At 72.5% G+C, this 23,200-nt stretch carries 20 protein-coding genes, 1 tRNA gene and 1 pseudogene; 10 read left to right on the top strand and 12 right to left on the bottom strand.

What is annotated here, in order from left to right:
* On the bottom strand, nucleotides 1–753 hold a 753-nt coding region (locus ABT381_RS27140), incomplete at its 3' end, for a DUF2510 domain-containing protein (RefSeq protein ID WP_351599192.1).
* Between the two features lie 257 nt (nucleotides 754–1,010).
* Between ABT381_RS27140 and ABT381_RS27135 the strand changes: the two genes are divergently transcribed.
* Both ABT381_RS27135 and ABT381_RS27130 read left to right on the top strand, forming a co-directional pair.
* A complete protein-coding gene (locus tag ABT381_RS27135) occupies nucleotides 1,011–1,487 on the top strand; it encodes an SsgA family sporulation/cell division regulator (RefSeq protein ID WP_351599191.1) in 477 nt (158 codons plus the stop codon).
* 65 nt (nucleotides 1,488–1,552) lie between these two features.
* Nucleotides 1,553–1,900, top strand: a complete 348-nt coding sequence (locus ABT381_RS27130) for a tetratricopeptide repeat protein (protein ID WP_351599190.1) — start codon at nucleotides 1,553–1,555, stop codon at nucleotides 1,898–1,900.
* A 6-nt stretch (nucleotides 1,901–1,906) separates the two neighbouring features.
* Here the strand turns inward: ABT381_RS27130 and ABT381_RS27125 are convergent, their stop codons facing one another.
* The 4 genes from ABT381_RS27125 to hppD form a co-directional block, all read right to left on the bottom strand.
* Complete coding sequence (locus ABT381_RS27125) at nucleotides 1,907–3,349, bottom strand: dihydrolipoyl dehydrogenase family protein (protein ID WP_351599189.1); 1,443 nt, start codon at nucleotides 3,347–3,349, stop codon at nucleotides 1,907–1,909.
* A 123-nt stretch (nucleotides 3,350–3,472) separates the two neighbouring features.
* Nucleotides 3,473–3,760, bottom strand: a complete 288-nt coding sequence (locus ABT381_RS27120) for a ribosomal protein L7/L12 (RefSeq protein ID WP_351599188.1) — start codon at nucleotides 3,758–3,760, stop codon at nucleotides 3,473–3,475.
* Between the two features lie 49 nt (nucleotides 3,761–3,809).
* A complete protein-coding gene (locus ABT381_RS27115; protein ID WP_351599187.1) occupies nucleotides 3,810–5,174 on the bottom strand; it encodes an FAD-binding oxidoreductase in 1,365 nt (454 codons plus the stop codon).
* 111 nt (nucleotides 5,175–5,285) lie between these two features.
* Nucleotides 5,286–6,431, bottom strand: coding sequence for a 4-hydroxyphenylpyruvate dioxygenase (gene hppD, locus ABT381_RS27110; protein WP_351599186.1), 1,146 nt, complete (start codon nucleotides 6,429–6,431; stop codon nucleotides 5,286–5,288).
* 122 nt (nucleotides 6,432–6,553) lie between these two features.
* On the opposite strand from hppD, the gene ABT381_RS27105 reads away from it, so the two are divergent.
* The 5 genes from ABT381_RS27105 to ABT381_RS27085 are packed head-to-tail and all read left to right on the top strand — an operon-like array spanning nucleotide 6,554 to nucleotide 10,797.
* On the top strand, nucleotides 6,554–7,021 hold the full coding sequence (locus tag ABT381_RS27105) for an Lrp/AsnC family transcriptional regulator (RefSeq protein WP_351599185.1): 468 nt from the start codon (nucleotides 6,554–6,556) through the stop codon (nucleotides 7,019–7,021).
* A gap of 15 nt (nucleotides 7,022–7,036) precedes the next feature.
* Nucleotides 7,037–7,684: an ABC transporter permease gene (locus ABT381_RS27100; RefSeq protein WP_351599184.1), complete on the top strand. Its 648-nt coding sequence runs from the start codon at nucleotides 7,037–7,039 to the stop codon at nucleotides 7,682–7,684.
* A complete protein-coding gene (locus tag ABT381_RS27095) occupies nucleotides 7,677–8,921 on the top strand; it encodes an ABC transporter ATP-binding protein (RefSeq protein ID WP_351599183.1) in 1,245 nt (414 codons plus the stop codon). The genes ABT381_RS27100 and ABT381_RS27095 overlap by 8 nt, the downstream gene beginning before the upstream one ends.
* Complete coding sequence (locus ABT381_RS27090; protein WP_351599182.1) at nucleotides 8,918–9,793, top strand: ABC transporter permease; 876 nt, start codon at nucleotides 8,918–8,920, stop codon at nucleotides 9,791–9,793. The genes ABT381_RS27095 and ABT381_RS27090 overlap by 4 nt, the downstream gene beginning before the upstream one ends.
* Entirely contained in the window at nucleotides 9,793–10,797 is a 1,005-nt protein-coding gene (locus tag ABT381_RS27085) for a glycine betaine ABC transporter substrate-binding protein (RefSeq protein WP_351599181.1), read from the top strand. Before ABT381_RS27090 ends, ABT381_RS27085 begins: the two co-directional genes overlap by 1 nt.
* Before the next feature lie 33 nt (nucleotides 10,798–10,830).
* Here ABT381_RS27085 and ABT381_RS27080 read toward each other — a convergent pair whose 3' ends face one another.
* The 4 genes from ABT381_RS27080 to ABT381_RS27065 all read right to left on the bottom strand — a co-directional run bounded on the left by ABT381_RS27080 (nucleotide 10,831) and on the right by ABT381_RS27065 (nucleotide 16,067).
* Nucleotides 10,831–11,610 (bottom strand): YlbL family protein, encoded by a 780-nt coding sequence (locus tag ABT381_RS27080; protein ID WP_351599180.1) that lies wholly within the window; start codon nucleotides 11,608–11,610, stop codon nucleotides 10,831–10,833.
* A 75-nt stretch (nucleotides 11,611–11,685) separates the two neighbouring features.
* A complete protein-coding gene (locus ABT381_RS27075) occupies nucleotides 11,686–12,327 on the bottom strand; it encodes an IclR family transcriptional regulator (protein WP_351599179.1) in 642 nt (213 codons plus the stop codon).
* Between the two features lie 312 nt (nucleotides 12,328–12,639).
* Nucleotides 12,640–14,415 (bottom strand): DEAD/DEAH box helicase, encoded by a 1,776-nt coding sequence (locus ABT381_RS27070; RefSeq protein ID WP_351599194.1) that lies wholly within the window; start codon nucleotides 14,413–14,415, stop codon nucleotides 12,640–12,642.
* A gap of 125 nt (nucleotides 14,416–14,540) precedes the next feature.
* On the bottom strand, nucleotides 14,541–16,067 hold the full coding sequence (locus tag ABT381_RS27065) for an MFS transporter (RefSeq protein ID WP_351599178.1): 1,527 nt from the start codon (nucleotides 16,065–16,067) through the stop codon (nucleotides 14,541–14,543).
* A 114-nt stretch (nucleotides 16,068–16,181) separates the two neighbouring features.
* On the opposite strand from ABT381_RS27065, the gene ABT381_RS27060 reads away from it, so the two are divergent.
* Nucleotides 16,182–17,093, top strand: coding sequence for an alpha/beta fold hydrolase (locus ABT381_RS27060; RefSeq protein ID WP_351599177.1), 912 nt, complete (start codon nucleotides 16,182–16,184; stop codon nucleotides 17,091–17,093).
* 119 nt (nucleotides 17,094–17,212) lie between these two features.
* Nucleotides 17,213–17,284 (top strand) — tRNA-Cys (locus ABT381_RS27055).
* Nucleotides 17,285–17,379: 95 nt separating this feature from the next.
* On the opposite strand, the gene ABT381_RS27050 is transcribed toward ABT381_RS27055, so the two are convergent.
* Nucleotides 17,380–17,601: a hypothetical protein gene (locus ABT381_RS27050; protein WP_351599176.1), complete on the bottom strand. Its 222-nt coding sequence runs from the start codon at nucleotides 17,599–17,601 to the stop codon at nucleotides 17,380–17,382.
* Between the two features lie 161 nt (nucleotides 17,602–17,762).
* Between ABT381_RS27050 and ABT381_RS27045 the strand changes: the two genes are divergently transcribed.
* The gene (locus tag ABT381_RS27045; protein WP_351599175.1) at nucleotides 17,763–17,966 is read left to right on the top strand and encodes a hypothetical protein; all 204 of its coding nucleotides are present in this window, start codon (nucleotides 17,763–17,765) and stop codon (nucleotides 17,964–17,966) included.
* A 24-nt stretch (nucleotides 17,967–17,990) separates the two neighbouring features.
* Here the strand turns inward: ABT381_RS27045 and ABT381_RS27040 are convergent, their stop codons facing one another.
* Entirely contained in the window at nucleotides 17,991–20,324 is a 2,334-nt protein-coding gene (locus tag ABT381_RS27040; protein ID WP_351599174.1) for a xanthine dehydrogenase family protein molybdopterin-binding subunit, read from the bottom strand.
* 644 nt (nucleotides 20,325–20,968) lie between these two features.
* A pseudogene (locus tag ABT381_RS35910) lies at nucleotides 20,969–21,880 on the bottom strand ((2Fe-2S)-binding protein); the annotation flags it as partial.
* Nucleotides 21,881–23,200 lie beyond the last annotated feature (1,320 nt).

Raw genomic sequence — 23,200 nt, 5'->3', positions numbered from 1 at the left:
CGCGGACCGGTCGCGGCCGGGCTGCGCGCCGCCGCGGTCGACCCGGATCGCCATCGTGCCGCCGTCGGCGCCGGGCGTGCCGGGGCCGACCGCGCGGATGGCCATGGTGCCCTCGGCGCGGGCGTCGGTCTCCGCGGAAACACCCTGCTGGGAAGCCTCCGCACGGTCCTGACCGGAACCTTCCTGCGCGGCTGCGGCGCCGTCTCCCTGCGATGCGTCGCCCCACGGCTCGGCCTCGGCCGGCGCGCCCGGGGCCGCGCCCTCGCGCTGCGGCGGGACCGAGCCCCAGGACACCCGCCGGTCCTGCTCGCCGCCGAAACCGGCCTGCCGGGAGGCGTCGGCCTGCCAGGAGGCGCCCGAGTCGGGGCTCGTGCCGTGCAGCCGCTGCGGGTCGTCCCACGTGGTGGCGGCGGACGCCACGTCCACCTCGCCGCGGTCGCGGACCGCGAGCGCGTCGCCCTGCGCGGGCGGGCCGTCGACCTGCCCGGAGTCCTCCTCCTCGTCGAAGAAGACCGGGCCGGTCTCCTCGGCGGCGGACGGCTGCCCGGCGTCGGACGGCGCTGCCGGGGCCGGCTCGGCCGCGGCACCCGCCGGCGGGGCCGGCATCGCCTCGCCCTCGGCGGGCGCCGGTCGGCTGGTGCCGGGCACCCAGGCGGCGCCGTTCCAGTACCGGATGTAGCCGGGGATGGACGGATCCGGGTAGTACCCAGGCGTGGGGCTGCCGCCGGCGGATCCTGACGAAGGCGCGCTCATGTCCAAAATCCCGTATCTGTGTTCAGGCCGGTGGAGGGGCTGACGATGGTGGGGCTAGTGCAGTCTGCCGCAACGCAGCGACCACATCTATCAGACGGGGGGTGATCGCCGGGTATGTCCGGGCGCCGGACCCCTCGGAAGAGGGGTGCGAAAAAAGTTGTACGAAGTCGCGTAATGGTCCGGGAGCTACGGCCTCTATCCCTGTGCGGGCGATGGTTCACGGGGTGCCCGCACCGGAACGTAGAGAGGCGTGACTCATGCACACCGTGGTGGAACGAGAGCTGGAACTGGGTCTGGTGCTGTCGCCGGAGCGCAGCGTCGCGGTGCCGGCCCGGCTGACCTACCGTACCGACGACCCCTTTGCCGTCCACGTCGCCTTCCACATCGGCTCCGACTCCCCCGTCAACTGGACGTTCGCCCGCGAGTTGCTCGTGGAGGGCGTCTTCCGGCCGTGCGGCCACGGGGACGTGCGGGTGTGGCCGACCAAGCTCGACGGGCGCAGCCTGGTCTGCATGGCGCTGAGTTCGCCGGACGGCGACGCGCTGCTGGAGGCGCCGGCCACCGCGGTCTCGGCGTGGCTGGAGCGCACGCTGCGGCTGGTGCCGCCGGGCACCGAGGAGGACCACCTCGGGATCGACAAAGGGCTGAGGGAGCTGCTGGCGCCGGCCGCGCGCGACGACCTGTGGCTGAGCGACCCGTGGCCGTCGGACGAGTCGCCGGAGAGCGGCGCGTAGCACGTGCCTGTCCGCCCCCGGCGGCGTAGTGGAATGTTCAACGACTTCGCCGCGTTGCCGACACCATGACCGAGACGTACTACACGCACGGCACCCCGGCCGAGCGCTGGGACCGTGCGGGACTCTTCTTCGACGCCAAGGACTACACCACCGCGGCGCACATCCTCGCGGGCCTCGTCGACGAGGTGCCCGAGCTGGTCGCGCCGCGGCTGCTCCTCGCCCGTGCCTACTACCACTCCGCGCAGCTCTGGCGCGCCGAGGCGGAGCTGCGCGCGGTCCTGGAGCGGGACCCGGTCGAGAGCTACGCCCAGCTGATGCTCGGGCGTACTCTCCAGCGCCAGGGCCGCCCTGCCGAGGCCGCCCCGTACCTGCGGCTGGCCTCCGCCATGGACGGCGACCTCGACGTGTCCTGAGGGCGCTCAGCCGCGGTAGGTCTCCAGCAGCCGCAGCCACACCTCGCTGATCGTCGGATAGGCGGGGACGGCGTGCCAGAGCCGGGAGATCGGGACCTCGCCGGCCACGGCGACCGTCGCGGAGTGCAGCAGTTCGCCGATGCCCGGGCCGACGAAGGTGACGCCGAGCAGCACCTCGCGGTCCAGGTCGACGACCATGCGGGCGCGGCCGCGGTACCCGTCCGCGTACAGGCTCGCGCCCGCCACGCCGCCCAGGTCGAAGTCGACGCTGCGGACGCGGTGGCCCGCGCGCTCGGCCTCCTGCGCGGTCAGCCCGACCGAGGCCGCCTCGGGGTCGGTGAAGACCACCTGCGGGACGGCGGCGGTGTCGGCGGTCGCCGCGTGCGCGCCCCAGGAGGCAGTGTCCAGCGACGTCCCTTGGACGCGGGCCGCGATGGCCGCGCCCGCGATACGGGCCTGGTACTTGCCCTGGTGAGTGAGGAGGGCGCGGTGGTTGACGTCGCCGACCGCGTACAGCCAGCCCTCGTCGACTGCCGTCACGCGGCAGCTGTCGTCCACCTCCAGCCAGCCGCCGGGCTCCAGGCCCACCGTCTCCAGGCCGAGGTCGTCGGTGCGCGGCGCGCGTCCGGTGGCGAAGAGCACCTCGTCCGCCTCGACGCGGTCGCCGCCGTCGAGGGTGAGGGTGACCGGGCCGTCGGCGCCGGGGCGGTGGACCTCTTCGACGGAGGTGTTCAGGCGGAGGTCGGCGCCGCCCTCCTTCAGCGCCTCGGCGACCAGCTCACCGGCGAACGGCTCCATGCGCTCCAGCAGCGCCGGTCCCCGTACGAGCATCGTGATCCGGGAGCCCAGCGCCTGGAAGGCGGTCGCCATCTCCACGGCGACCACACCGCCGCCCACCACCGCGAGCCGCTCCGGCACCGACTGCGCGCTGGTGGCCTCGCGGCTGGTCCAGGGCTTGGCGGTGTCCAGGCCCGGCAGGCCGGGGAGCGCCGCGCGGCTGCCCGTGCAGACCACGACGGCGTGCCGGGCGGTGAGCTCCGGGCCGCCCTCGACGGTCACCCGTCGGGGCCCGGCCAGCCGGCCCCGGCCGCGTACGAGGTCGATGCCGGCCGAGTCCAGCCACTCGACCTGGCCGTCGTCCTTCCAGTGCGAGGTGAAGGCGTCGCGGTGGGCGAACACGGCGCGGGCGTCGAGCGGCCCGGCCACCGCGTCCTGCAGGCCGGGCACCCGGCGGGCGTCGGCGCGCGCCGTGACCGGCCGCAGCAGCGCCTTGGACGGCATGCACGCCCAGTACGAGCATTCGCCGCCGACCAGCTCGTTCTCCACGATGACGGCGCTCAGGCCGAGTGCGTGCGCGCGGTCGGCGACGTTCTCGCCGACCGGGCCCGCGCCCAGCACCACGACGTCGTACTCCCTGCTGTTCGCTGCGGGTTCTGCGGTCTGTGCCATCGGCGCTCTCGCTCCCTGCGTCGGGCTGTTCCGGCGGTGGCCGGTCCTCGCGCCCATCCTCCGCCCGCGGGGCCCGCCGGGCCACACGGCAACACGCCGGAGCGGCGCGGCCGGACAGCGGCCTCAGGGATGGCGCCGCTCGACCGCTTCCTTGGCCTCGACCAGGCCCGCGCCGGTCAGTTGCCGGTAGACCTTGATGGCCTTGACCTTCTCGCCGCGCCGGACGAGTTCATCCACTTCGGTCATGCCGGGCCGCTCGTCGCTGATGCCCTGGTGGGCGAGGAGCAGGTCGAGCTTGCGGTCGAGCTCCCGCAGCCGCCGTTCCAGCCGCCGGTTCCGGCCGTCCGGAAGGGATATGGCGAGAACGAAAACGAGGATGACGAGAGCCGTCCACATCAGAGCCGAGTCCATGCAAGGACAATAAGCCCTTGGTCAGGGCGATTTGATCAGAAGGTCTCGATCAGAAGACCTTTCCCGGGTTCAACAGGCCGTGCGGGTCGAAGACCTGCTTGATGCCGCGGTGCAATTCCAGGGAGACCGGGCCCAGTTCGCGGGCCAGCCAGTCCTTCTTCAGTATGCCGACGCCGTGTTCGCCGGTGATCGTGCCGCCCAGCTCCAGGCCGAGTCCCATGATCTCGTCGAAGGATTCGCGGGCCCGCCGGGACTCGTCGGGGTCGGCCGCGTCGAAGCAGACGGTGGGGTGGGTGTTGCCGTCGCCCGCGTGCGCGCAGACGCCGATGGTCAGGTCGTACTTCTCGGCGATGGCGGCGCAGCCGTTGAGCAGGTCGGCGAGCCGGGAGCGGGGTACGCAGACGTCGTCGATCATGGTGGCCGTCTTCACCGCTTCGAGCGCGGTGAGGGTGAGCCGGCGGGCCTGCAGCAGCAGGTCGGACTCGGCGGCGGTCTCGGCGGGCACGACCTCGGTGGCGCCCGCCGCCTCGCACAGCGCGCCGACGGCGGCCAGGTCGGCCGACGGGTCCGGGCTGTCGAAGGCCGCGAGGAGCAGCGCCTCGGTGGAGTCCGGCAGGCCCATGTTGGCCATGGCGTTGACCGCGCGGATGCTCGTACGGTCCATCAGCTCCAGCAGCGAGGGGGCGTGGCCGCGGGCCATGATCTCGCAGACGGCCGCGCACGCGGCGTCCGTGGAGGGGAACTCCGCCGCCAGCGCGAGCTGCTGCGGCGGCTCGGGCCGGAGCGAGAGGACGGCGCGCACGACGACGCCGAGACTGCCCTCGGAGCCGACGAAGAGCCGGGTGAGGTCGTAGCCGGCCACGCCCTTGGCGGTGCGGCGGCCGGTCTGCAGCAGCCGGCCGTCGGCGAGCACGACGTCCAGGCCGAGCACGTACTCGGCGGTGACGCCGTACTTCACGCAGCACAGGCCGCCGGACGCGGTGCCGATGTTGCCGCCGATGGAGCACATCTCCCAGCTGGAGGGGTCCGGCGGGTAGTACAGGCCGTGCTCGTTCACGGCGCGGGAGAGGGTGGCGTTGATGACGCCGGGCTCGACGACCGCGATCCGGTCGACGGGGTTGATCTCCAGGATCCGGTCCATCTTGGTCAGCGAGAGCACGATGCAGCCGTCGGAGGCGTTGGCGGCGCCCGAGAGGCCGGTGCGGGAGCCCTGCGGGACGACCGGGACGCGCAGCGCGGTGGCGGTGCGCATGACGTGCTGGACCTGCTCGACGGTGCGCGGCAGTACGACGACGGCGGGCGTGCCGGCTTCACAGAAGCTGGCCATGTCGTTGGCGTAGGAGCCGGTGACGTCGGGGTCGGTGAGGACCGCCTCTTCGGGAAGTCCGGCGCGCAGCTGTGCGATGAGGTCCATGGCGCCACCTTGGCATTCGTGCGCCGTACACGGAAGATCACGGCCCCGGTTTCCGCCGAGAATCCGGGGCCGTTCCGGGCCCGGGCGGGATGCCCGGGCCCGGCTGTGCGCTTACAGATTCCCGCGCCGCTCTTGCTCGCGCTCGATCGCCTCGAAGAGGGCCTTGAAGTTGCCCTTGCCGAAGCCCATCGAGCCGTGCCGCTCGATCATCTCGAAGAAGACGGTCGGGCGGTCCTGGACCGGCTTGGTGAAGATCTGCAGGAGGTACCCGTCCTCGTCGCGGTCGACGAGGATCTTCAGCTCGCGCAGCGTCTCCACGGGGACCCGGGTCTCGCCCGCCCACTCGCCGAGGGTGTCGTAGTACGAGTCGGGGGTGTCCAGGAATTCGACGCCGGCCGCGCGCATCGCCCGCACGGTGGCGACGATGTCGTTGGTGGCGAGCGCGATGTGCTGGACGCCGGCGCCGCCGTAGAACTCCAGATACTCGTCGATCTGCGACTTCTTCTTCGCGATCGCGGGCTCGTTGATCGGGAACTTGACCTTCAGGGTGCCGTCCGCGACGACCTTGGACATCAGCGCGGAGTACTCGGTGGCGATGTCGTCGCCGACGAACTCCTTCATGTTCGTGAAGCCCATGACCTTGTTGTAGAAGGCCACCCACTCGTTCATCCTGCCGAGCTCGACGTTGCCCACGCAGTGGTCGATGGCCTGGAAGAACCGTTTCGCCGGAGGCTCGACGACCGGGGCGACGGCGACGAAGCCCGGCAGGTACGGGCCCTCGTAGCCGGACCGCTCGACCAGGGTGTGCCGGGTCTTCCCGTACGTCGCGATGACCGCGCGCACGACCGTGCCGTGCTCGTCCTTGGCCTCGTACGGCTCTTCCAGGCCCGTGGCGCCGTGCTCGACCGCGTAGGCGTACGCGGCGCGGGCGTCGGGGACCTCGATGGCCAGGTCGATCACGCCGTCGCCGTGGGCCGCGACATGGTCGGCGAGGAAGCGGCCCCACTCCGTCGACGGCTTGATGACGGAGGTGAAGACGAAGCGGGCGCCGCCGGACTCCAGGACGTAGGAGGCGGTCTCGCGGCTGCCGTTCTCCGGGCCCGAGTACGCGACGCGCTTCATGCCGAAGGCCGTGGAGTAGTAGTGCGCGGCCTGCTTGGCGTTGCCGACGGCGAAGACGACGGCGTCCATCCCCTTCACCGGGAAGGGGTCCGCCTGCGCTGCCGTACCGGGTGAATGATCGATGGTCTCAGTCATGGCCGCAGATTCCCTCTGATCCACAAGGTGCGCAACAGTTTGCGTTTCGTCTGCACATATTGATCAGCGACCGACCAGTACTCTCGGGCGATCTGTACAGCATGACCACCGGAAGGGGCCCTATGGCGATCGATCATCTGGACGGCCGGCTCATCGAACTGCTCGCGGAGGAGCCGCGGATCGGCGTACTGGAGGCGTCCCGCCGGCTCGGCGTCGCGCGCGGCACGGTGCAGGCGCGGCTGGATCGGCTGCAGTCCAATGGAGTGATCCGCGGCTTCGGACCCGACGTGGACCCGGCGGCGCTGGGCTATCCGGTGACCGCTTTCGCCACTTTGGAGATCAAACAGGGCCAAGGCGCGGACGTCCGTAACCATTTGGCAACCGTCCCTGAGGTGCTTGAGCTGCATACAACGACTGGACATGGGGACATGCTCTGCAGATTGGTTGCACGTTCCAACGCCGATCTGCAACGTGTCATCGACCGGGTTGTCGGTTTTGATGGCATCATGCGTGCCTCGACTGCGATTGTCATGGAAAATCCGGTCCGGCTGCGCATCATCCCCCTGGTGCAACAGGCGTCGGGGGACTGACCGAGGAGACCCCGAGTGAGCTTCTGGGAGTACGTCGCCGGCCGGCACACCCAGCTGCTGATCGACACGTATCAGCACGCCAGCGCGGTGTTCCAGTGCATGGTCCTCGCCACCCTCATCGGGGTGCTCATCGGCGTCCTCACCTACCGCAGCGAGTGGGTCGGCAACCTCGCCACCACGGCGACGGCGACGATCCTGACCATCCCCTCGCTGGCCATGATCGGCCTGCTCATCCCCATCGTCGGCCTGGGCGTCGCGCCCACGGTCGTCGCCCTCACCCTGTACGGGCTGCTGCCGATCGTCCGGAACGCCGTCGTCGGCCTGCGCGGGGTGGACCCCACGCTGGTCGACGCGGCGAAGGGCATCGGCATGTCCCGGGTCGCCCGGCTGTTCAAGGTCGAACTGCCGCTCGCCTGGCCGCCCATCCTGACCGGCATCCGGGTCGCCACTCAGATGCTGATGGGCATCGCCGCCATCGCCGCGTTCGCCTCGGGTCCCGGCCTCGGCAACGAGATCTTCCGCGGCATCGCCTCCCTGGGCAGTGCCAACGCGCTGAACCAGGTTCTCGCGGGGACCCTGGGCATCGTGGTCCTCGCGCTCCTCTTCGACGCCGCCTACGTCCTCATCGGACGCCTGACCATCCCGAGGGGGATCCGTGCCTGAGCAGACCACAACGGGCGCCGCCATCCAGCTGGAAGACCTCACCAAGCGCTATCCGGGCAGCGCGGTCCCGGCGGTGGACGACGTCACCATGGACATCAAGGCCGGCGAGATCGTGATCCTCGTCGGGCCCTCCGGGTGCGGCAAGTCCACCACGCTGAAGATGATCAACCGGCTGATCGAGCCCACCTCGGGCCGCATCAGGATCGGCGACGAGGACGTCACCGACATGGACCCGGTACGGCTGCGCCGCAAGGTCGGGTACGCGATCCAGTCCTCCGGGCTCTTCCCGCACATGACGGTCGCCCAGAACATCGCGCTGGTGCCGAAGATGGTCGGCTGGTCCCGGTCGAAGATCAAGAACCGGGTCGAGGAGATGCTGGACCTGGTCGGCCTGGACCCCCGCGAGTTCCACGGCCGCTATCCCCGCCAGCTCTCCGGCGGCCAGCAGCAGCGCGTCGGCGTGGCCCGCGCGCTCGCCGCCGACCCGCCCGTCCTCCTGATGGACGAGCCGTTCGGCGCCGTCGACCCGATCACCCGCGACCACCTCCAGGACGAGCTGATCCGGCTCCAGCACGAGCTGCACAAGACGATCGTCTTCGTCACCCACGACTTCGACGAGGCCATCAAGCTCGGCGACCGGATCGCCGTACTGCGCGAGCGCTCGCACATCGCCCAGTTCGACACCCCCGAGGCCATCCTCACCAACCCCACCGACGACTTCGTGTCCGGCTTCGTGGGCGCGGGCGCCGCGCTCAAACGCCTGAACCTCACCCGGGTCCGCGACGTGGAGATCGTCGACTTCCCCACCGCCACCATCGAGGACCCGCTGCAGTCCATCTTCGACAAGCTGCGCGACGGCGCCAGCAACGAACTGCTGCTGCTGGACCGGCACAACCGGCCGTACAAGTGGCTGCGCCGCGGCGACCTCACGCTGGCCAAGGGCTCGCTCGCACGGGCCGGCACGCTGGTGCACGACACGGTCACCCGGGACGCCACGCTGCGGGACGCGCTGGAGGCGGTACTCACCGACAACGCGGGCCGGGTCGCGGTCACCGGGCGGCGCGGCGAGTACACCGGCGTCGTCGACATGGCGACGCTGATGAACAACGTCCACGAGCTGCTGGACGCGGACCGGCTGGACGCCATCGAGCACCGGCACGAGCTGGAGGAACAGCGTTCCCAGCAGACCCGCCGGGAGCAGGAGGGCACCGACAGCGCCCACGGGGCCTCGGCATGAGCCCGCGCGAGGAGCGGGGCCCGCGGGACACCCGGCCGCCGGGCGAGCACGAGGTCATGGGGCTGGCGTTCCGGGACGAGGTGCGCGGCGGCGAGCGCGAGGAGGAGCCGCCTCCGCCGCCCCCGCGGCAGCCGAACCGCATCACCTGGCAGAAGGCCACCTTCCTGCCGGCCGTCCTGCTCGCCGCGCTGCTCGCCACCTGGCTGTGGTTCCGCGGCGCGCACCTGGACTCCATCGCCCACCAGGCGGTCGACGACGGCAAGGTGTGGATGGCGCTGCGCCAGCACATCTGGCTGACCGCGGTCTCCACCTTCTTCGTACTGATCATCGCGATCCCGCTGGGCATCGCGCTGACCCGCGCGAAGCTGCGCAGGGCGACCCCGGCGGCGATGGCGCTGGCCAACCTCGGCCAGGCCATCCCGGCCCTCGGCCTGCTGGTGCTGCTGGTCATCTGGCTCGGCGTCGGCCCCAAGGCCGCGATCATCGGCATGATCGTCTACGCCGTGCTGCCCGTACTGGCCAACACCATCGCCGGGCTGCAGGCCATCGACCCCACCCTCACCGAGGCCGCCCGGGGCGTCGGCATGTCACCGCTGGGCGTGCTCACCAAGGTCGAACTGCCGCTGGCCGTACCGCTGATCCTGGCCGGCGTGCGCAACGCGCTGGTACTGAACGTGGGCACCGCCACGCTCGCCACGTTCGGCGGCGGCGGGGGCCTGGGCGACCTGATCTCGGCGGGCATCGTAACCCAGCGCATGCCGGTGCTGGTCCTGGGTTCCGTACTGACCATCGTGCTCGCTCTGCTGGTCGACTGGCTGGCATCGCTCGCCGAACTGCTGATGCGGCCGCGCGGCCTGGAGGGGACGACCTGATGGGGAACCGGCGTACGTACCGGAGCACCGCCCTCGCGGCGGCCGGAGCGCTCCTCGCGACACTCGCGCTGGGCGGCTGCGGCCTGGTCAGCGGCAGCCCGATGACGGACGAGGTCAAGCCCGGCAAGGACGCGGGCTATGAGGGGCAGCCGCTGAAGGGCGCGGAGCTGACCGTGACGTCCAAGGAGTTCACCGAGCAGATCGTGCTCGGCCAGATCATGGGCCTGGCGCTGAAGGCGGCCGGCGCCACGGTCGTGGACAAGACCAACATCCAGGGCTCGATCGGCGCCCGTGAGGCGGTGACGTCCGGCACGGCCGACGGCTCGTACGAGTACACGGGCACGAGCTGGATCACCTACCTCGGCAACACCGAGCCCATCCCCGACGAGCGCAAGCAGTGGGAGGCGGTGCGGGCCGCCGACAAGAAGAAGAACCTGGTCTGGCTGCCGTACTCGGAGCTGAACAACACCTATGCGCTGGCGCTGCAGCCCGCCGACCAGAAGAAGTACGGCGTCTCCACCCTCTCGGACCTGGCCGGGCTGCTGAAGCGGAATCCGGACGCGGTCACGCTGTGCGTGGAGAACGAGTTCGCGACCCGTAACGACGGGCTGCCCGGCATGGTCAAGAAGTACGGCCTGAAGATCCCGTCGGGGAACGTCAAGCGGATGTCGGCCGGGGTCATCTACACCCAGGTCAAGAAGGGCGGCACCTGCACCTTCGGCGAGGTCTACACGACCGACGGACGCATCCAGGCGATGGGCCTGAAGACGCTCGCGGACGACCGGCACTTCTTCCCGAACTACAACGCGGCGCCGCAGATGTACGCGCCGACGATGAAGAAGTACCCGGCCATCGCCGACGTGCTCGCGCCGATCACCAAGGCGCTGAACAACAAGACGGCACAGCGGCTCAACGGCATGGTGGACGTGACCGGCGAGGACCCGCACGAGGTCGCCAAGGACTGGCTGGTGCAGGAGGGCTTCATCAAGGAGGGGACGGGCTGAGCGGCCGCCGGCCGAGTCCGGGTGCCCGGCGCGTCAGCAGCTGGGCACCCTGCCGCCGGAGTTCAGCGCCTTCAGGGCATCCACCGCGCCGGTCAGCGTGGTGACCGGGATCAGCCGCATGTCCTTCGACAGCTCGGCGCGGGCGTCGGAGCACTCGGCGCGCGGCACGAGGAAGTACTTCGCGCCCTCGCGGTGCGCGGCCTGCGTCTTCAGCGCCACGCCGCCGACCGGGCCGACCTTGCCGTCGGCGGTGATCGTGCCGGTACCGGCGATGGACCGGCCGCCGGTCAGGTCGTGGCCCGCGCCGTCCCCGTCGATCGTGTCGATGATCCCCAGCGTGAACATCAGGCCGGCGCTCGGCCCGCCCACGTCCGCCAGCTTCAGGTCGACCCGCACGTCCTTCGGGGAGCGGTGCAGAGAGCGCAGCGCCGCCTCGACCGCGGCGTCCTGCGACTGCTTCATCTGCGCGGCGTTGTGCTTCGCGACCTCTTCGGTGTTGTCGCCGACCGGGTAGACCGCGTCGCGCGGCATCACGGCCTCGTCGCGGCGGAACCAGCCCTTGAGCACGTCCGTCAGGTGCGCCGAGACCTGGGGCCCGGTGGCGACGATGGCCGTCATCCGCAGCTCGCCGCTGGTCTTCCTGGCCTTGGCGCCGTGCACGGTGATGACCGGCTCGCCCTTGTGCTTGCCGAGCACGTTCGCGGCCGGCCCCGGATAGGCGACCGAGAACGGCAGCGGTACGAAGGCGGCGACGGCGAGGAGCGCGATGACGAGGGCGGAGCAGACCGCCAGGGCGCGGGCGCGAGAAGACACCCCGCCACCCTAGATGACCCCCGTACCGAAGATCTCACCGCGGCACGCGCGGGGGCCGCCGGCCCCCGCGCACGGTCACTGCAGCGCCTCCGCGACCTCCTTGGCCGCCTCGACGACGCGGGTGCCGACCCGCTCCGGTACGACATCCGCGAGCAGCACCACGCCGACGCTGCCCTCGATGCCGCTCACCCCGTGCAGCGGCGCCGCGGCGCCGCTCGCGCCGGCCTCCAGCTCGCCGTGGGTCAGCGCGAGCCCGTCGCCCTCCGTGCAGCCCTGCCGGGCGGCCAGGATGGCGCGGCCCGCGGCCCCGCGGTCCAGCGGGTGCCGGAACCCGGCCCGGTACGCCACGTGGTAGTCCGTCCAGGTCGGCTCGACGACGGCGACGGCCAGCGCCTCGGTGCCGTCGACGAGCGTGAGGTGGGCGGTGGCACCGAGATCCTCGGCCAGCGAGCGCAGCGCGGGCAGCGCGGCCTCGCGGACCAGGGGGTGCACCTGGCGGCCCAGGCGCAGTACGCCCAGGCCCACCCTGGCCCGGCCGCCGATGTCGCGGCGGACCAGCGCGTGCTGTTCCAGGGTGGCCAGCAGCCGGTAGACGACGGTCCTGTTGACGCCGAGCTTGTTGGAGAGCTCGGTGACGGTCAGGCCGTGGTCGGTATCGGCGAGCAGCTTGAGGACACGCAGTCCTCGGTCGAGCGTCTGGGAGGTCTCCGCGGTCACGACGCCCCCTCCTCGGGTGAGTGGCGGCTCTAGGGGGAGGTCGCGCTGCCGGTCCCACGGCAGCGCTGACGAGGCCGCCGGTTGGCGGAACCGGCTGCGCTCCGCGGCGGCGCTGCCACGGGGCGTGTTCGTGACGGGGACAGTAGCGATCCAGTCCGGTCAGCGGAAGAGTCCGTCCAGAATCCGGTCGCAGCTGACCGCTCTATCCCTATTGATCCTGTGGTGACGGCACTCAATGCCACCTGCAGAGAGGGCGGCCCCCGCTCGGGGACCGCCCTCTCCGCACACTCCGCGGACGCTCAGCTCGCAGACTCAGCGCATCCGCGTGGCCCACTCCTGGACCTTCTTGATCCGCTCGCGGAGCTGCCCGGCGGTGGCCTCCGCGCTCGGCGGTCCGCCGCACACCCGGCGCAGCTCGTTGTGGATCACCCCGTGCGGCTTTCCGCTCTGGTGCACGTACGCGCCGACCAGCGTGTTCAGCTGCTTCCGCAGCTCCAGCAGCTCCTTGTGCGTGACCACGGGGCGCCGCTCGGCCGGCAGTTCCAGCAGATCCGCCTCGTCGGCGGGCTTCTTCTTGCTGTGCGCGATCTGCCGGGCCTGCCGCTTCTGCAGCAGCATCTGCACCTGGTCCGGCTCCAGCAGCCCGGGGATGCCGAGGTAGTCCTGCTCCTCTTCACTCCCCGCGTGCGCCTGCATGCCGAACTCGGCGCTGTTGTAGAGCACCCGGTCGAAGACCGCGTCGGACTCCAGCGCCTCGAAGGAGAACTGCTCCTGCTCGCCGGTGTCCTCGTCCTGCTCCTTGTTCGCCTCGTCCATCTCCTTCTCGGACTCGGCGTACGGGTCGTCCTCGCTGTCCTTCTTCGGCTTGTCGAGCACGTGGTCGCGCTCGACCTCCATCTCGTTCGCGAAGCCGAGCAGCATCGGCACGGTCGGCAGGAAGACCGAGGCCGTCTCGCCGCGCCGCCTCGACCGCACGAAACGGCCCACGGCCTGCGCGAAGAACAGCGGCGTCGAGATCGTCGTGGCGTACACGCCGACCGCGAGGCGCGGCACGTCGACGCCCTCGGACACCATCCGGACCGCGACCATCCAGCGGTCGTCGGAGTGCGCGAAGTCGTCGATGCGCTGCGAGGCGCCGGTGTCGTCGGAGAGGACGAGCGTCGCCTTGTTCCCCGTTATCTCCCGGATCAGCTTCGCGTACGCGCGCGCCTGCTCCTGGTCCGAGGCGATCACGAGCGCGCCCGCGTCCGGGATGGACTTCCGTACTTCCGTGAGGCGCTGGTCCGCGGCGCGCAGCACGTTCGGCATCCACTCGCCGCGCGGGTCCAGCGCGGTGCGCCACGCCTGGGAGACGGCGTCCTTGGTCATCGGCTCGCCGAGCCGCGCGGCGATCTCGTCACCGGCCTTGGTCCGCCAGCGCATGTTGCCGCTGTAGGACATGAAGATGACGGGCCGGACAACGCCGTCGGCCAGCGCGTTCCCGTAGCCGTACGTGTAGTCCGCCGAGCTGCGCCGGATGCCGTCGTTCCCCTCCTCGTACGTCACGAAGGGGATCGGGTTGGTGTCCGACCGGAAGGGCGTACCGGTCAGCGCGAGCCGCCGGGTCGCCGGCTCGAACGCCTCCTGGCACGCCTCGCCCCACGACCTGGAGTCGCCGGCGTGGTGGATCTCGTCGAGGATGACGAGCGTCTTGCGCTGCTCGACGCGGTTGCGGTGCAGCATCGGCCGGACGCCCACGCCCGCGTACGTCACGGCGACGCCGTGGTACTCGCGGCCCAGCGGCCCGGCGCTGTACTCGGGGTCCAGCTTGATGCCCACCCGGGCGGCCGCCTCCGCCCACTGCTTCTTCAGGTGCTCGGTGGGCGCCACCACGGTCACCTGCTGCACGACGTGGTGGTGCAGCAGCCACGAGGCGAGGGTGAGCGCGAAGGTGGTCTTGCCCGCGCCCGGCGTCGCGACCGCGAGGAAGTCCCGCGGCTGGGTCTCGATGTACCTGTCCATCGCGCCCTGCTGCCAGGCGCGCAGCTTGTTCGCGGTACCCCAGGGGGCCCGTCCCGGGAAGGCCGGGGACAGGTGCTGGTTGTTCATGGCGCTGGTGGTAGTACTCACGGTCTCCGTCGGCTGGCTCGGCGATCGTCAACCGCGTCAGCGTACCCGTGAGATCCGGGCCGTCGCGGATTTCCGGCCGGGGGCCGGTGCGGGTGCGACCCAGCTCACACCGCTCGTCCGTCCGCCGGGGCGGGCCGCAGCCGGGTCGCCACGTACGCGCCCACCAGCGCGACCAGGGACATCGCGGCGAAGACGGCGGCGAAGGCGGCCGGATGCGCGGCGCCGGACGCTCCGGCGTGCGCGCCGGGGTGGGCCGCGGTGACCGCGCCGCCGCCGAAGCCGATGAAGAGGATGCCGCTGACGCCGACGAAGGTGATGTTGCCCAGCGCGTCGGAGACCTGGAGGGAGGCGGAGTTGCGGCCCGCGTCCTCGGGCGGCGAGAGCTCGAGCAGCAGCACGCTGCCGCTGGAGATCGTGAGCCCCATGCCGAACCCGGCGATGATCCAGGCGAGCGCGACGACGGCCGCCGGGACCGCCTCGATGAGCGCCAGCGGCACGAGGGCGACGGCCAGGGCCATCAGGAGCATGCCGACGCCCATCAGGCGCTCGCGGTACGGCTCCCAGCGCGGGCGGCTCTGCGTGTACGAGCCGAGCGCCCAGGTCAGCCCGCCGCCGGTGAGCGAGAGCCCGGCCAGCGTCGGGCTCAGCCCCCGCTGGGTCACCAGCATCAGCGGCACGAAGCTCTCCGCGGCGAGCAGCGCGCCCGCCGCGAGCCCGCGGATGAGGACGACGGAGGGCAGCCCGCGCGCCGCCCGGAACGTGCCCTTCGGGAGCAGCCGCAGCACCGTGGGGACGAGCAGCGCCAGCCCGGCGGCGGCGGGCAGCAGCGCGAGCGGCCGCAGGTCCTGTCCGGCGTACTGGAGCAGCCCGGCACCGGCGGCGACGGCGAGCGCGAGCAGGATGCGGCGGCGGTCGAGCGGCGCCGCGCCACCCCCCGTGCGGGGCAGCTTGCGCAGGGCCGGGAGCATGACGGCGAGCGGCAGCAGCACGAGTACCGGTATGGAGAGGAAGACCCAGCGCCACCCCAGGTGCTCGGTGACCGTGCCCGAGACCACCGGCCCGACGATCACCGGCAGCACCCAGGCCGCCGAGAACGACGCGAGCACGGCCGGCCGCAGCCGCTCCGGGTACGCCCGGCTCACGACCACGTACAGCGCGACGATCACCAGCCCGCCGCCCAGCCCCTGCACCGCGCGCCCCGCCACGAACAACCACATCGTCGGCGCCGCGCCCGCCAGCACCAGCCCGCCCCCGAAGGTGAAGATGCCGCTGAACAGCGGCACGAGCGGCCCGTTCCGGTCGCACCACGCACCCGACAACGCCATCGAGAACAGGCTCGCCGTGAAGTACGCGGAGAAGGCGAACGCGTACAGCTCGATCCCGTCCAGCGCCCGCGCGGCCACCGGCATCGCCGTGTTCACCGCACTCGCCTCGAACGCGATCAGCGACACGACGGAGATGATGCCGAGGGTGAGTGCCCGGTACGCACGCCCGAGCACGCCACCTTCGGGGCGGCCTGCGGGGCCATCGGTGGGGCCGTCTGCGGGTACAGGCGCGGCTGACGGGGCATCAGCAGCGGCGAGGTCACTGTCGCGACTATCCCGACTGTCGCGCGATTCGGCGGTGGTCATCCCGCCACGGTAAGACCCACGCCCCTATTACGCCCCTGTCATTCGCCCGAATTCCCCTCCGCCGCTGGACCTAGACACGCCGGTACCGGCCACCCAATCCGGCACACTTCCCCCATGTCCACGTCCATGCCCCGCTCACGCTCGCACCGCTACCGCTCGTACGACGGCACCGAACTGCACTACCGCGTGCTCGGCCCGGAGGAGGCCGAGTCCGGGCTCCCGCCGCTGGTCTGCCTGGCCGGCGGCCCCGCGCGCGACGCCGGCTACCTCGGCGACCTGGGCGGCCTCGACACCGACCGGCAGCTGATCGTCCCGGACAGCCGCGGCACCGGTGACTCCCCGGCCGCCGAGGACCCCGCCGCGTACGCCTTCCCCCGGCTCGCCGAGGACTTGGAGGCGCTCCGCGCCCACCTCGGCCTGGAGCGCTTCGCCCTGCTCGCGCACAGCGCCGCGGCGGCCACCGCGCAGGCGTACGCGGCCGCCCACCCCGACCGCCTGACCCGCCTGGTCCTCGTCTGCCCCGGCTCCCGGCTGCAGGGCGAACTCCCCGACGACGCCCGGCAGATCTTCGAGTCCCGCGACCACGAGGAGTGGTGGCCCGACGCCTCCGTCGCCGTCCAGCGCCTCGCGGAGACCGGCGACATGGACGAGGTACGCGAACTCCTCCAGCGCGCCGCGCCCTTGGCGTACGCCCACTGGGACGACCCCCAGCGCGCCCACGCCGCCACCGAGGGCGCCCAGCTCAACCCCGTCCCCCGCGCCGGCTTCTGGCAGGCCGTCGACGACCGCACGCGCGAGACCCTGCTGACCGCCCTCCGAGAGGTCCCCTGCCCGGTCCTGGTCATCACCGGCGACCGCGACGCCCTCTCCGGCATGCGCGCCGGCGAACTGGTCGCCGCCTCCTTCCCCGACGCCCACCTCCGCCCTCTCCACCTGGTCGGCCACTACCCCTGGGTCGACGACCCGGACCGCTTCCACTCCCTGGTCGAGGCCTTCCTCCGCACCGGCGAACCCCCCACCACATGAACACCGTGTTGCCCCACGTTGCGCCGTGTTGCCCCGCATGACGACCACATGGCACCCCGCCCCGAACCCTTGCCCCCTCCCCCACCCCCCGGCCTACAGTCAAGACATCGCTTCACCTTGGCCGTGTGCCCGAGTGGCTCAGGGGCTCGCCTGCAAAGCGAGTTACGCGGGTTCAATTCCCGCCACGGCCTCTATTGCCTGACCAGGCAAAGAGAGAGGGCGGCACCGCGCAAGGGTGCCGCCCTCCTTCTCGGGGCCCGATGGGCACCAGAAGAACGCAGGGTTTTCAGTCGTTGCCCACTTCGAGCAGCCAGCCATCACTCTGGGGGCTGCACATGTAGCCGGCCGTGTGACCGTTGTCCGTCAGCGCCGCACCCTTGTCCATGCACGCCTGCTGGGTGGGAAAGCCACGGTATTCATCCGCTGCCTGCGCCGCACCCATGCTGATCGTGGTGGCCGCCGCCACACCGGCCAGGATGACAGCTGCCTTGCTGAGCTTCTTGCGCATATCCTCGCTCCTCCGAAGCACTTCCGTGGACGATCACCACACTGCCCGGCCCTACTAATGGATCATTAATTGATCACTAACGCGGGTCTCGGACATGTTTCTGGGCGCGGCGCGGTACCCACTGGCTGAGGGGTCATGTGTCGGCCGGAAGGAAATGTGTGATGGGTGAGACGTATGGGCCCGGTGGGTCCAGTACCGATGCCGTCGAGGGAGTCGACGAGGAGGATCTGGAGAGGCCGGAGAAGGATCGGCGTGAGGTGGAGGTGGCGCGGGAGGCCATCGGGGAGGATCCGCGTCATCCGGCGGTCGAGGAGACGCCCCCCGAGGGCAAGGCCGCCGCGGAGGACGACGCGGAGGCCGGCTAGGCGCTCCGCGTCGGGCCTCGGCGCTCAGGTCAGGGGGGTGAGGGCCGCTGCCTGGGGGCGGATGGGGAGGCGGCCTATGGGGCGGCCCGTGGCGGCGCGGACGGCGGAGGCCACGGCGGCCGGGGCGGCGACCACGGGGGCCGCGGAGACCGGCTTGGCGCCGAAGGGGGCGACCACGTCGCGTTCCTCGACGAGCTTGACGATGCGGATGTCGGGGGCGTCGAGGGCGGTCGGGAGGGGGTAGCCGGTCAGGTCGGGGTGGCGGACGAGGCCACGGGTGGTGCGGAGGTTCTCCATGAGGGCCGCGCCCAGCCCCTGCGTGACGCCCGCCTCGATGCGCGCGCGGAGCTGCGCCGGGTTCAGGACCTGGCCGACGTCCTGGGCGACGGACATCTCGACGACGCGGATGGTGCCGAGCTCGATGTCGACATCGGCGACACAGCGGATCGCGCAGAAGGCGAGGCCGACGAACGCGTCGCCCTGGCCGGTCTCGTCCAGCGGCTCGGTGGGGTGCGGCCGGCACTGGGCCGTGGCCCACAGCTCCTTGCCGTCCAGCGCCTCGGCGACGGTGGTGCTCAGTACGCCGTCGTACGAGGTGATCTTGCCGTCGGTGATCTGGAGGAGCTCGGTGGACATGCCGAACTTGTGGGCGAGGGGTTGGAGGAGTTGGGTGCGGACCATTTTCGCGGCGCGTTCCACCGCTCCGCCCGAGACCCAGGTGTGGCGGCTGTGGCAGGCGGGGCCGGCCGGGGGCTGGTCGGTGTCGACCGCCGCGACGTGTACCTCTTCGACGCCCAGGGTCTCCTGGACGATCTGGCGGGCGAGGGTGGAGAAGCCGGAGCCGGTCTCGACCGCGGCGCAGATGACCGTCGCGACCGAACCGTTGACCTTGACCGTCGCCGTGGAGACCTCGTCCGAGCCCTCCGCGCCGAGCATGTGGACCATGCCGACGCCGTACCCGACGCCGCGCCGCACCGCGGACGGGTCGCCCGCGCCCTCCGGCCCGCCCGGCAGCAGCCACTCCTCCTGCGGCGCGTCCTTCGGCAGGTCGGGGAGGGGGGCCTCCTGTACGGCACGGAGGAGTTCGGCGACCGGGGCCGGGCAGGTGACGGTCTGTGAGGTGGGCAGGATGTCGCCGGTGGCCATGACGTTGCGCAGCCGGAGCTCGGCCGGGTCCAGGCCCAGCTTCGCCGCCAGCTTGTCCATCTGGCCCTCGTACGCGGCACACACCTGCATCGCGCCCTCGCCGCGCAGGTGACCGGCGGGCGGGTTGTTCGTCCGCACCGCCCAGCCCTCCACGAAGGCGTGCGGCACGACGTACGGGCCGCAGGCGAAGGAGACGGCGGCGGCCAGCGCGTCGGCCGAGGTGTCGGCGTACGCGCCCGCGTCCATCAGGATCTGCGCCTCGACCTTCACCAACTTGCCCCCGGCGTCGGCGTGGTGCCGGTAACGGAGGATGGTCGGGTGCCGGTGGGCGTGCGAGAGGAAGGACTCCTCGCGGGTGGCGGCGAGCTTGACCGGGCAGCCGGTGCGCAACGCCAGCAGACCCAGCGGGAGTTGGATGCCCGGGTCCTCACGGTCCGCGGTCGCGCCGGGCACGCCCGTCACCACGACCTTGACCTTGTCCTGCGGCAGTCCGAAGCAGGCGGCGGCGAGGTCGCGGTCGGTGTGCGGGTCGGTCGCCGCGGTGTAGATCTCCACGCCGCCGTCGGGGCGGGGCACGGCGAGCCCGGCCTCGGCGCCGATCGGCGCCGGGTCCTGGCGCCCGATCCGGTACAGCCCCTCGACGACGACCTCACCGGCCGCCTCCGGGTCGCCGAAGCGCAGCGGGATGTGCCGTACGAGGTTGCCGTCCGGGTGCAACGGCTCGGCCTCGAAGGCGAGTTGAGGATCGGTGACCGGCTCCAGCACCTCGTACTCGACGGCGATGGCGGCGGCCGCGAGCCGGGCCGTGTCGGGGTGGTCGGCGGCGATCGCGGCGATCGGCTCGCCGTGGTGACGCACCTCGTCCTTGGCGAAGACCGGCCGGTCGGGCGTGCCGCGCCCGTGCCCGGCGTCCCCGGGGACGTCCGCGTGCGTGACGACGGCCCGTACACCCGGCATCTCGGCGGCCTGCTTGGTGTCGATCGACAGGATGCGGGCACGGGGGTGCGGGGACCGCAGGATCGCGGCCCACAGCAGGCCCTCGGCCCACAGGTCGGCCGCGTACGGGAAGGTGCCCTGGGTCTTGGCGGGGGCGTCGGCGGACGCCAGCGAGACGCCCAGGCCGTGCGGCAGCGGCTCGGCCTCGGCGGCCGGGGCGCTGCCGGGCGCGGGGCTGACGGTGACGGAGCCGGCGCCCTCGTGCGTGCCGGTCATGCGCGGCCTCCCGATTGCGGGTCGGCCCCCGGGCCCTGGGTGTTCGGGTGGTGGGGGTGGTGTGGCTGGTGGTGCGAGTGGGGGTCGGGGTGCGGGTCGGGCTGCGCACCGAGGTCCAGGTCCCCCAGGTCCTCGATCAGCGCGTCCCGCCCGTACGAGTCGTGCTCGCCAAGGGCGTCGCGGCCGTACGAGTCGTGGTGCCCGGCGAGGGCGTCCTGGCCGTAGGAGCCGTGCTCGGCGAGGGCGTCGCGGCCGTACGAGTCGTGGCCGGCGTACGGGTCACCGTTGTAGGCGGGCTCGGCGTACGGGCCCGGGGCCGCGCCGTACGGGTCCGGCGTGACGCCGTACGGGTCCGGCGCGGCACCCTGCGGCTCGCCGCCGTAGGGGTCACCGCCGTACGGATCGGCGGGGTATTCGGGGGCTGCGTACTGGTCGGGCGTGGCGTACTGGTCGGGAGCCGCGTACTGGTCGGGGGCGGGGGCGCCGCCCTCGGGGTGGGTGCCGTCGGCGTGCGGATCGTCGGAGTAGGCACCCTCGGGGTACTGGCCGTCGGGGTACTGGCCTTCGGAGTACTGGCCTTCGGAGTACTGGCCTTCGGGATCGGCGTGGCCTGCGGGGTCCGTGTGACCTGCGGGGTCCGTGTGGCCGTAGGACGGCTCGTCGGCGTGCGGCTCCGTGGCGTACGCGGCCGGGTCGGCCGGGCCTGCCTGATGCGGGATGCGGGCGACCGGATCGTGCTGGTCGTGTCCCTGGTCCGGAGCCCGGCCCTGGTCCAGGCCCTGGCCCTGTGCCTGGCCGTGCGGCCGGCCGTGCTCCTGGTCGCGGTCCTCGGCGGCGGCCTGGGCGGCCTCGGCACGGGAACGGGCGACCTCCTGCACGGCGTCCAGGACGCCGCGGTACCCCGAGCAGCGGCAGAGGTTGCCGCACAGCGCCTGGCGGGCCTGCAGCTCGGTGGGGGCGTGGTTGCCCTCCAGGAGGTCGTGCACGGTCATGGCCATGCCCGGTACGCAGAAGCCGCACTGCACCGCGCCGGAGGCGGCGAGCGCGCGCTGCACGTCGGACGGCGTGCCGTCCTTGGCCAGGCCCTCGACCGTACGGACCTCGCTGCCGGCCGTGGTCGCGGCGGGCACCAGGCAGGACGCCACGAGGCGGCCGTCGACCTGTACCGAGCAGGCCCCGCACTCGCCCTGGGAGCAGCCGTCCTTGGCCCCCGCGAGGCCGAGCCGCTCGCGCAGCACGTAGAGCAGCGACTCGCCGATCCAGGCGTCCGTGACCGGGCGGTCGACGCCGTTCACCGCGAGGACGTACGAGGCGCGGGGATGCTCGAGGTCGGCGTGCGGGGCGGGGTCGACGGGGGCAGCGGCGGGCGCCTCTGCGGATCCCTCGGCCTCGTCGGCTTCGTCGGCCTCGTCGGACTCCTCAGGCTCCTCGGGAGCTTCGGAAGCGGTGGGCGCGGTGGACGCTGTGGGCGCGGTGGACGCCTCTTCAGGCTCCTCGGGCTCCTCGGGGGCGGGGGCCTCCGGCGCCGTTGCTTCGTGGACCGCGGGCGCGTCGGCGTTGTCGTCGGCGTCCGTACCGGCTTCCGCTTCCGCGTCGGCGACGGCGTCCGTGCTGACGTCCGTGTCGGTACCGGTGTCGGCAGCCGTGTCGGTGTCCGCGCTCTCGGCGGTGGACTCGGCTTGCTCCGCCGGGGAGTTGGGCTCGGCGGGCTCCGCCGGCGCCTCGGCCTCGGCCTCGACCTTGGCCTCAACCTCGGGCTCGGCAACGGGTGCTGCCTCCTCGGCGGCCTCCGGCACCTCGCGGTCGACCGCCTCGGAGACGCTCGCCTCCGGAGCCTGCGGCTCTTCGGCAGGCTCCGGCTCGGGCACGGCCTCGGTCGCCGGCTCGGGCACGGCCTCGGGCGCCGACGCGGTCACCGGCTCGGACGCCGGCTCAGTCACCGGCTCGGCAGTCTGCGTACCCTCCGCCGGCTCCTCCTCCGCCTGTGCGGCCTGAGGGAGCGGCTTCGGGGTGGTCCTGCTGCCGGAGACGAGGGCGTCGGCCAGTGCGATGCCGTCCGCGATGCCGCCGCCGCCCGGCGTGCTGAACAGGCTCTGGTACGACGGGGGTTGGGTGCTCTGGCCGGGGCTCGGCCACTGCTCGCCCTGGACCGGGGGCACGCCGTGGGGCGTGGGTGCGTGGCCCGGGAAACCGGGGTGCGGGGTGTGCAGGTCACCCGGCAGCGGCCACTGCACCGCGGCACCGGGCGCACCGGGCGCGTCGCTCATGCCGGGCGCGCCCGACGGCGCCATGCCCTGCGCGGCGGGATGCGGTCCCACGTGGTACGGACCGACGTGCTGCGGAAGGACCTCCCCCGCGCCGCCGGCCTCGCCGCCGTCACCGGACGTCCCGTCCGGCCCGGCCACCGCGTCCGCCGCGCCGCCCGCCGGCGCGCCGAGCCCGGCGTTGAAGTTCCAGTGGCCGGTGGCCTGCGGGACGTCGGCCGGGGGCTGCTGGGCCTGCTGCGGCTGCTGGGCCTGGTCGGGGGCCTCGTACACCGGGTAACCGCCGTGCGGGCCCTGTCGGTCGTCGCCGACCAGGTACTCGCCGGACTCCTCCAGCACCTCGTCACCGGCGGTGGGGATCGTCCACCGGCCCGCGCCCGCGCCCGCCGCGCCCGCGACCGGCCACTCCACGGTGTCCGGTCCGTCGCTGTCCTTGTCACCGGCACCGCCGTGGCCCGCGGCACCGCCATGGTCCGCGGCACCGCCGTGCCCCGCGGGGCCACCGTGCTCGGCGACGCCGCCGTACGGCATCGCCGCCGGCGCGTCCGCCGCCGGGTCCATGAACGGCATGGTCCACTGCCCGGTCGCCGCGGGGTCCACGCCCGCGCCGAC

It is taken from the genome of Streptomyces sp. NPDC000151, from assembly GCF_040301705.1.
In the GTDB taxonomy this organism is placed as follows: Bacteria; Actinomycetota; Actinomycetes; order Streptomycetales; family Streptomycetaceae; genus Streptomyces.
The sequence above is the reverse complement of the archived record's forward strand: the minus strand, read 5'-3'. Positions and strand labels throughout refer to the sequence as shown.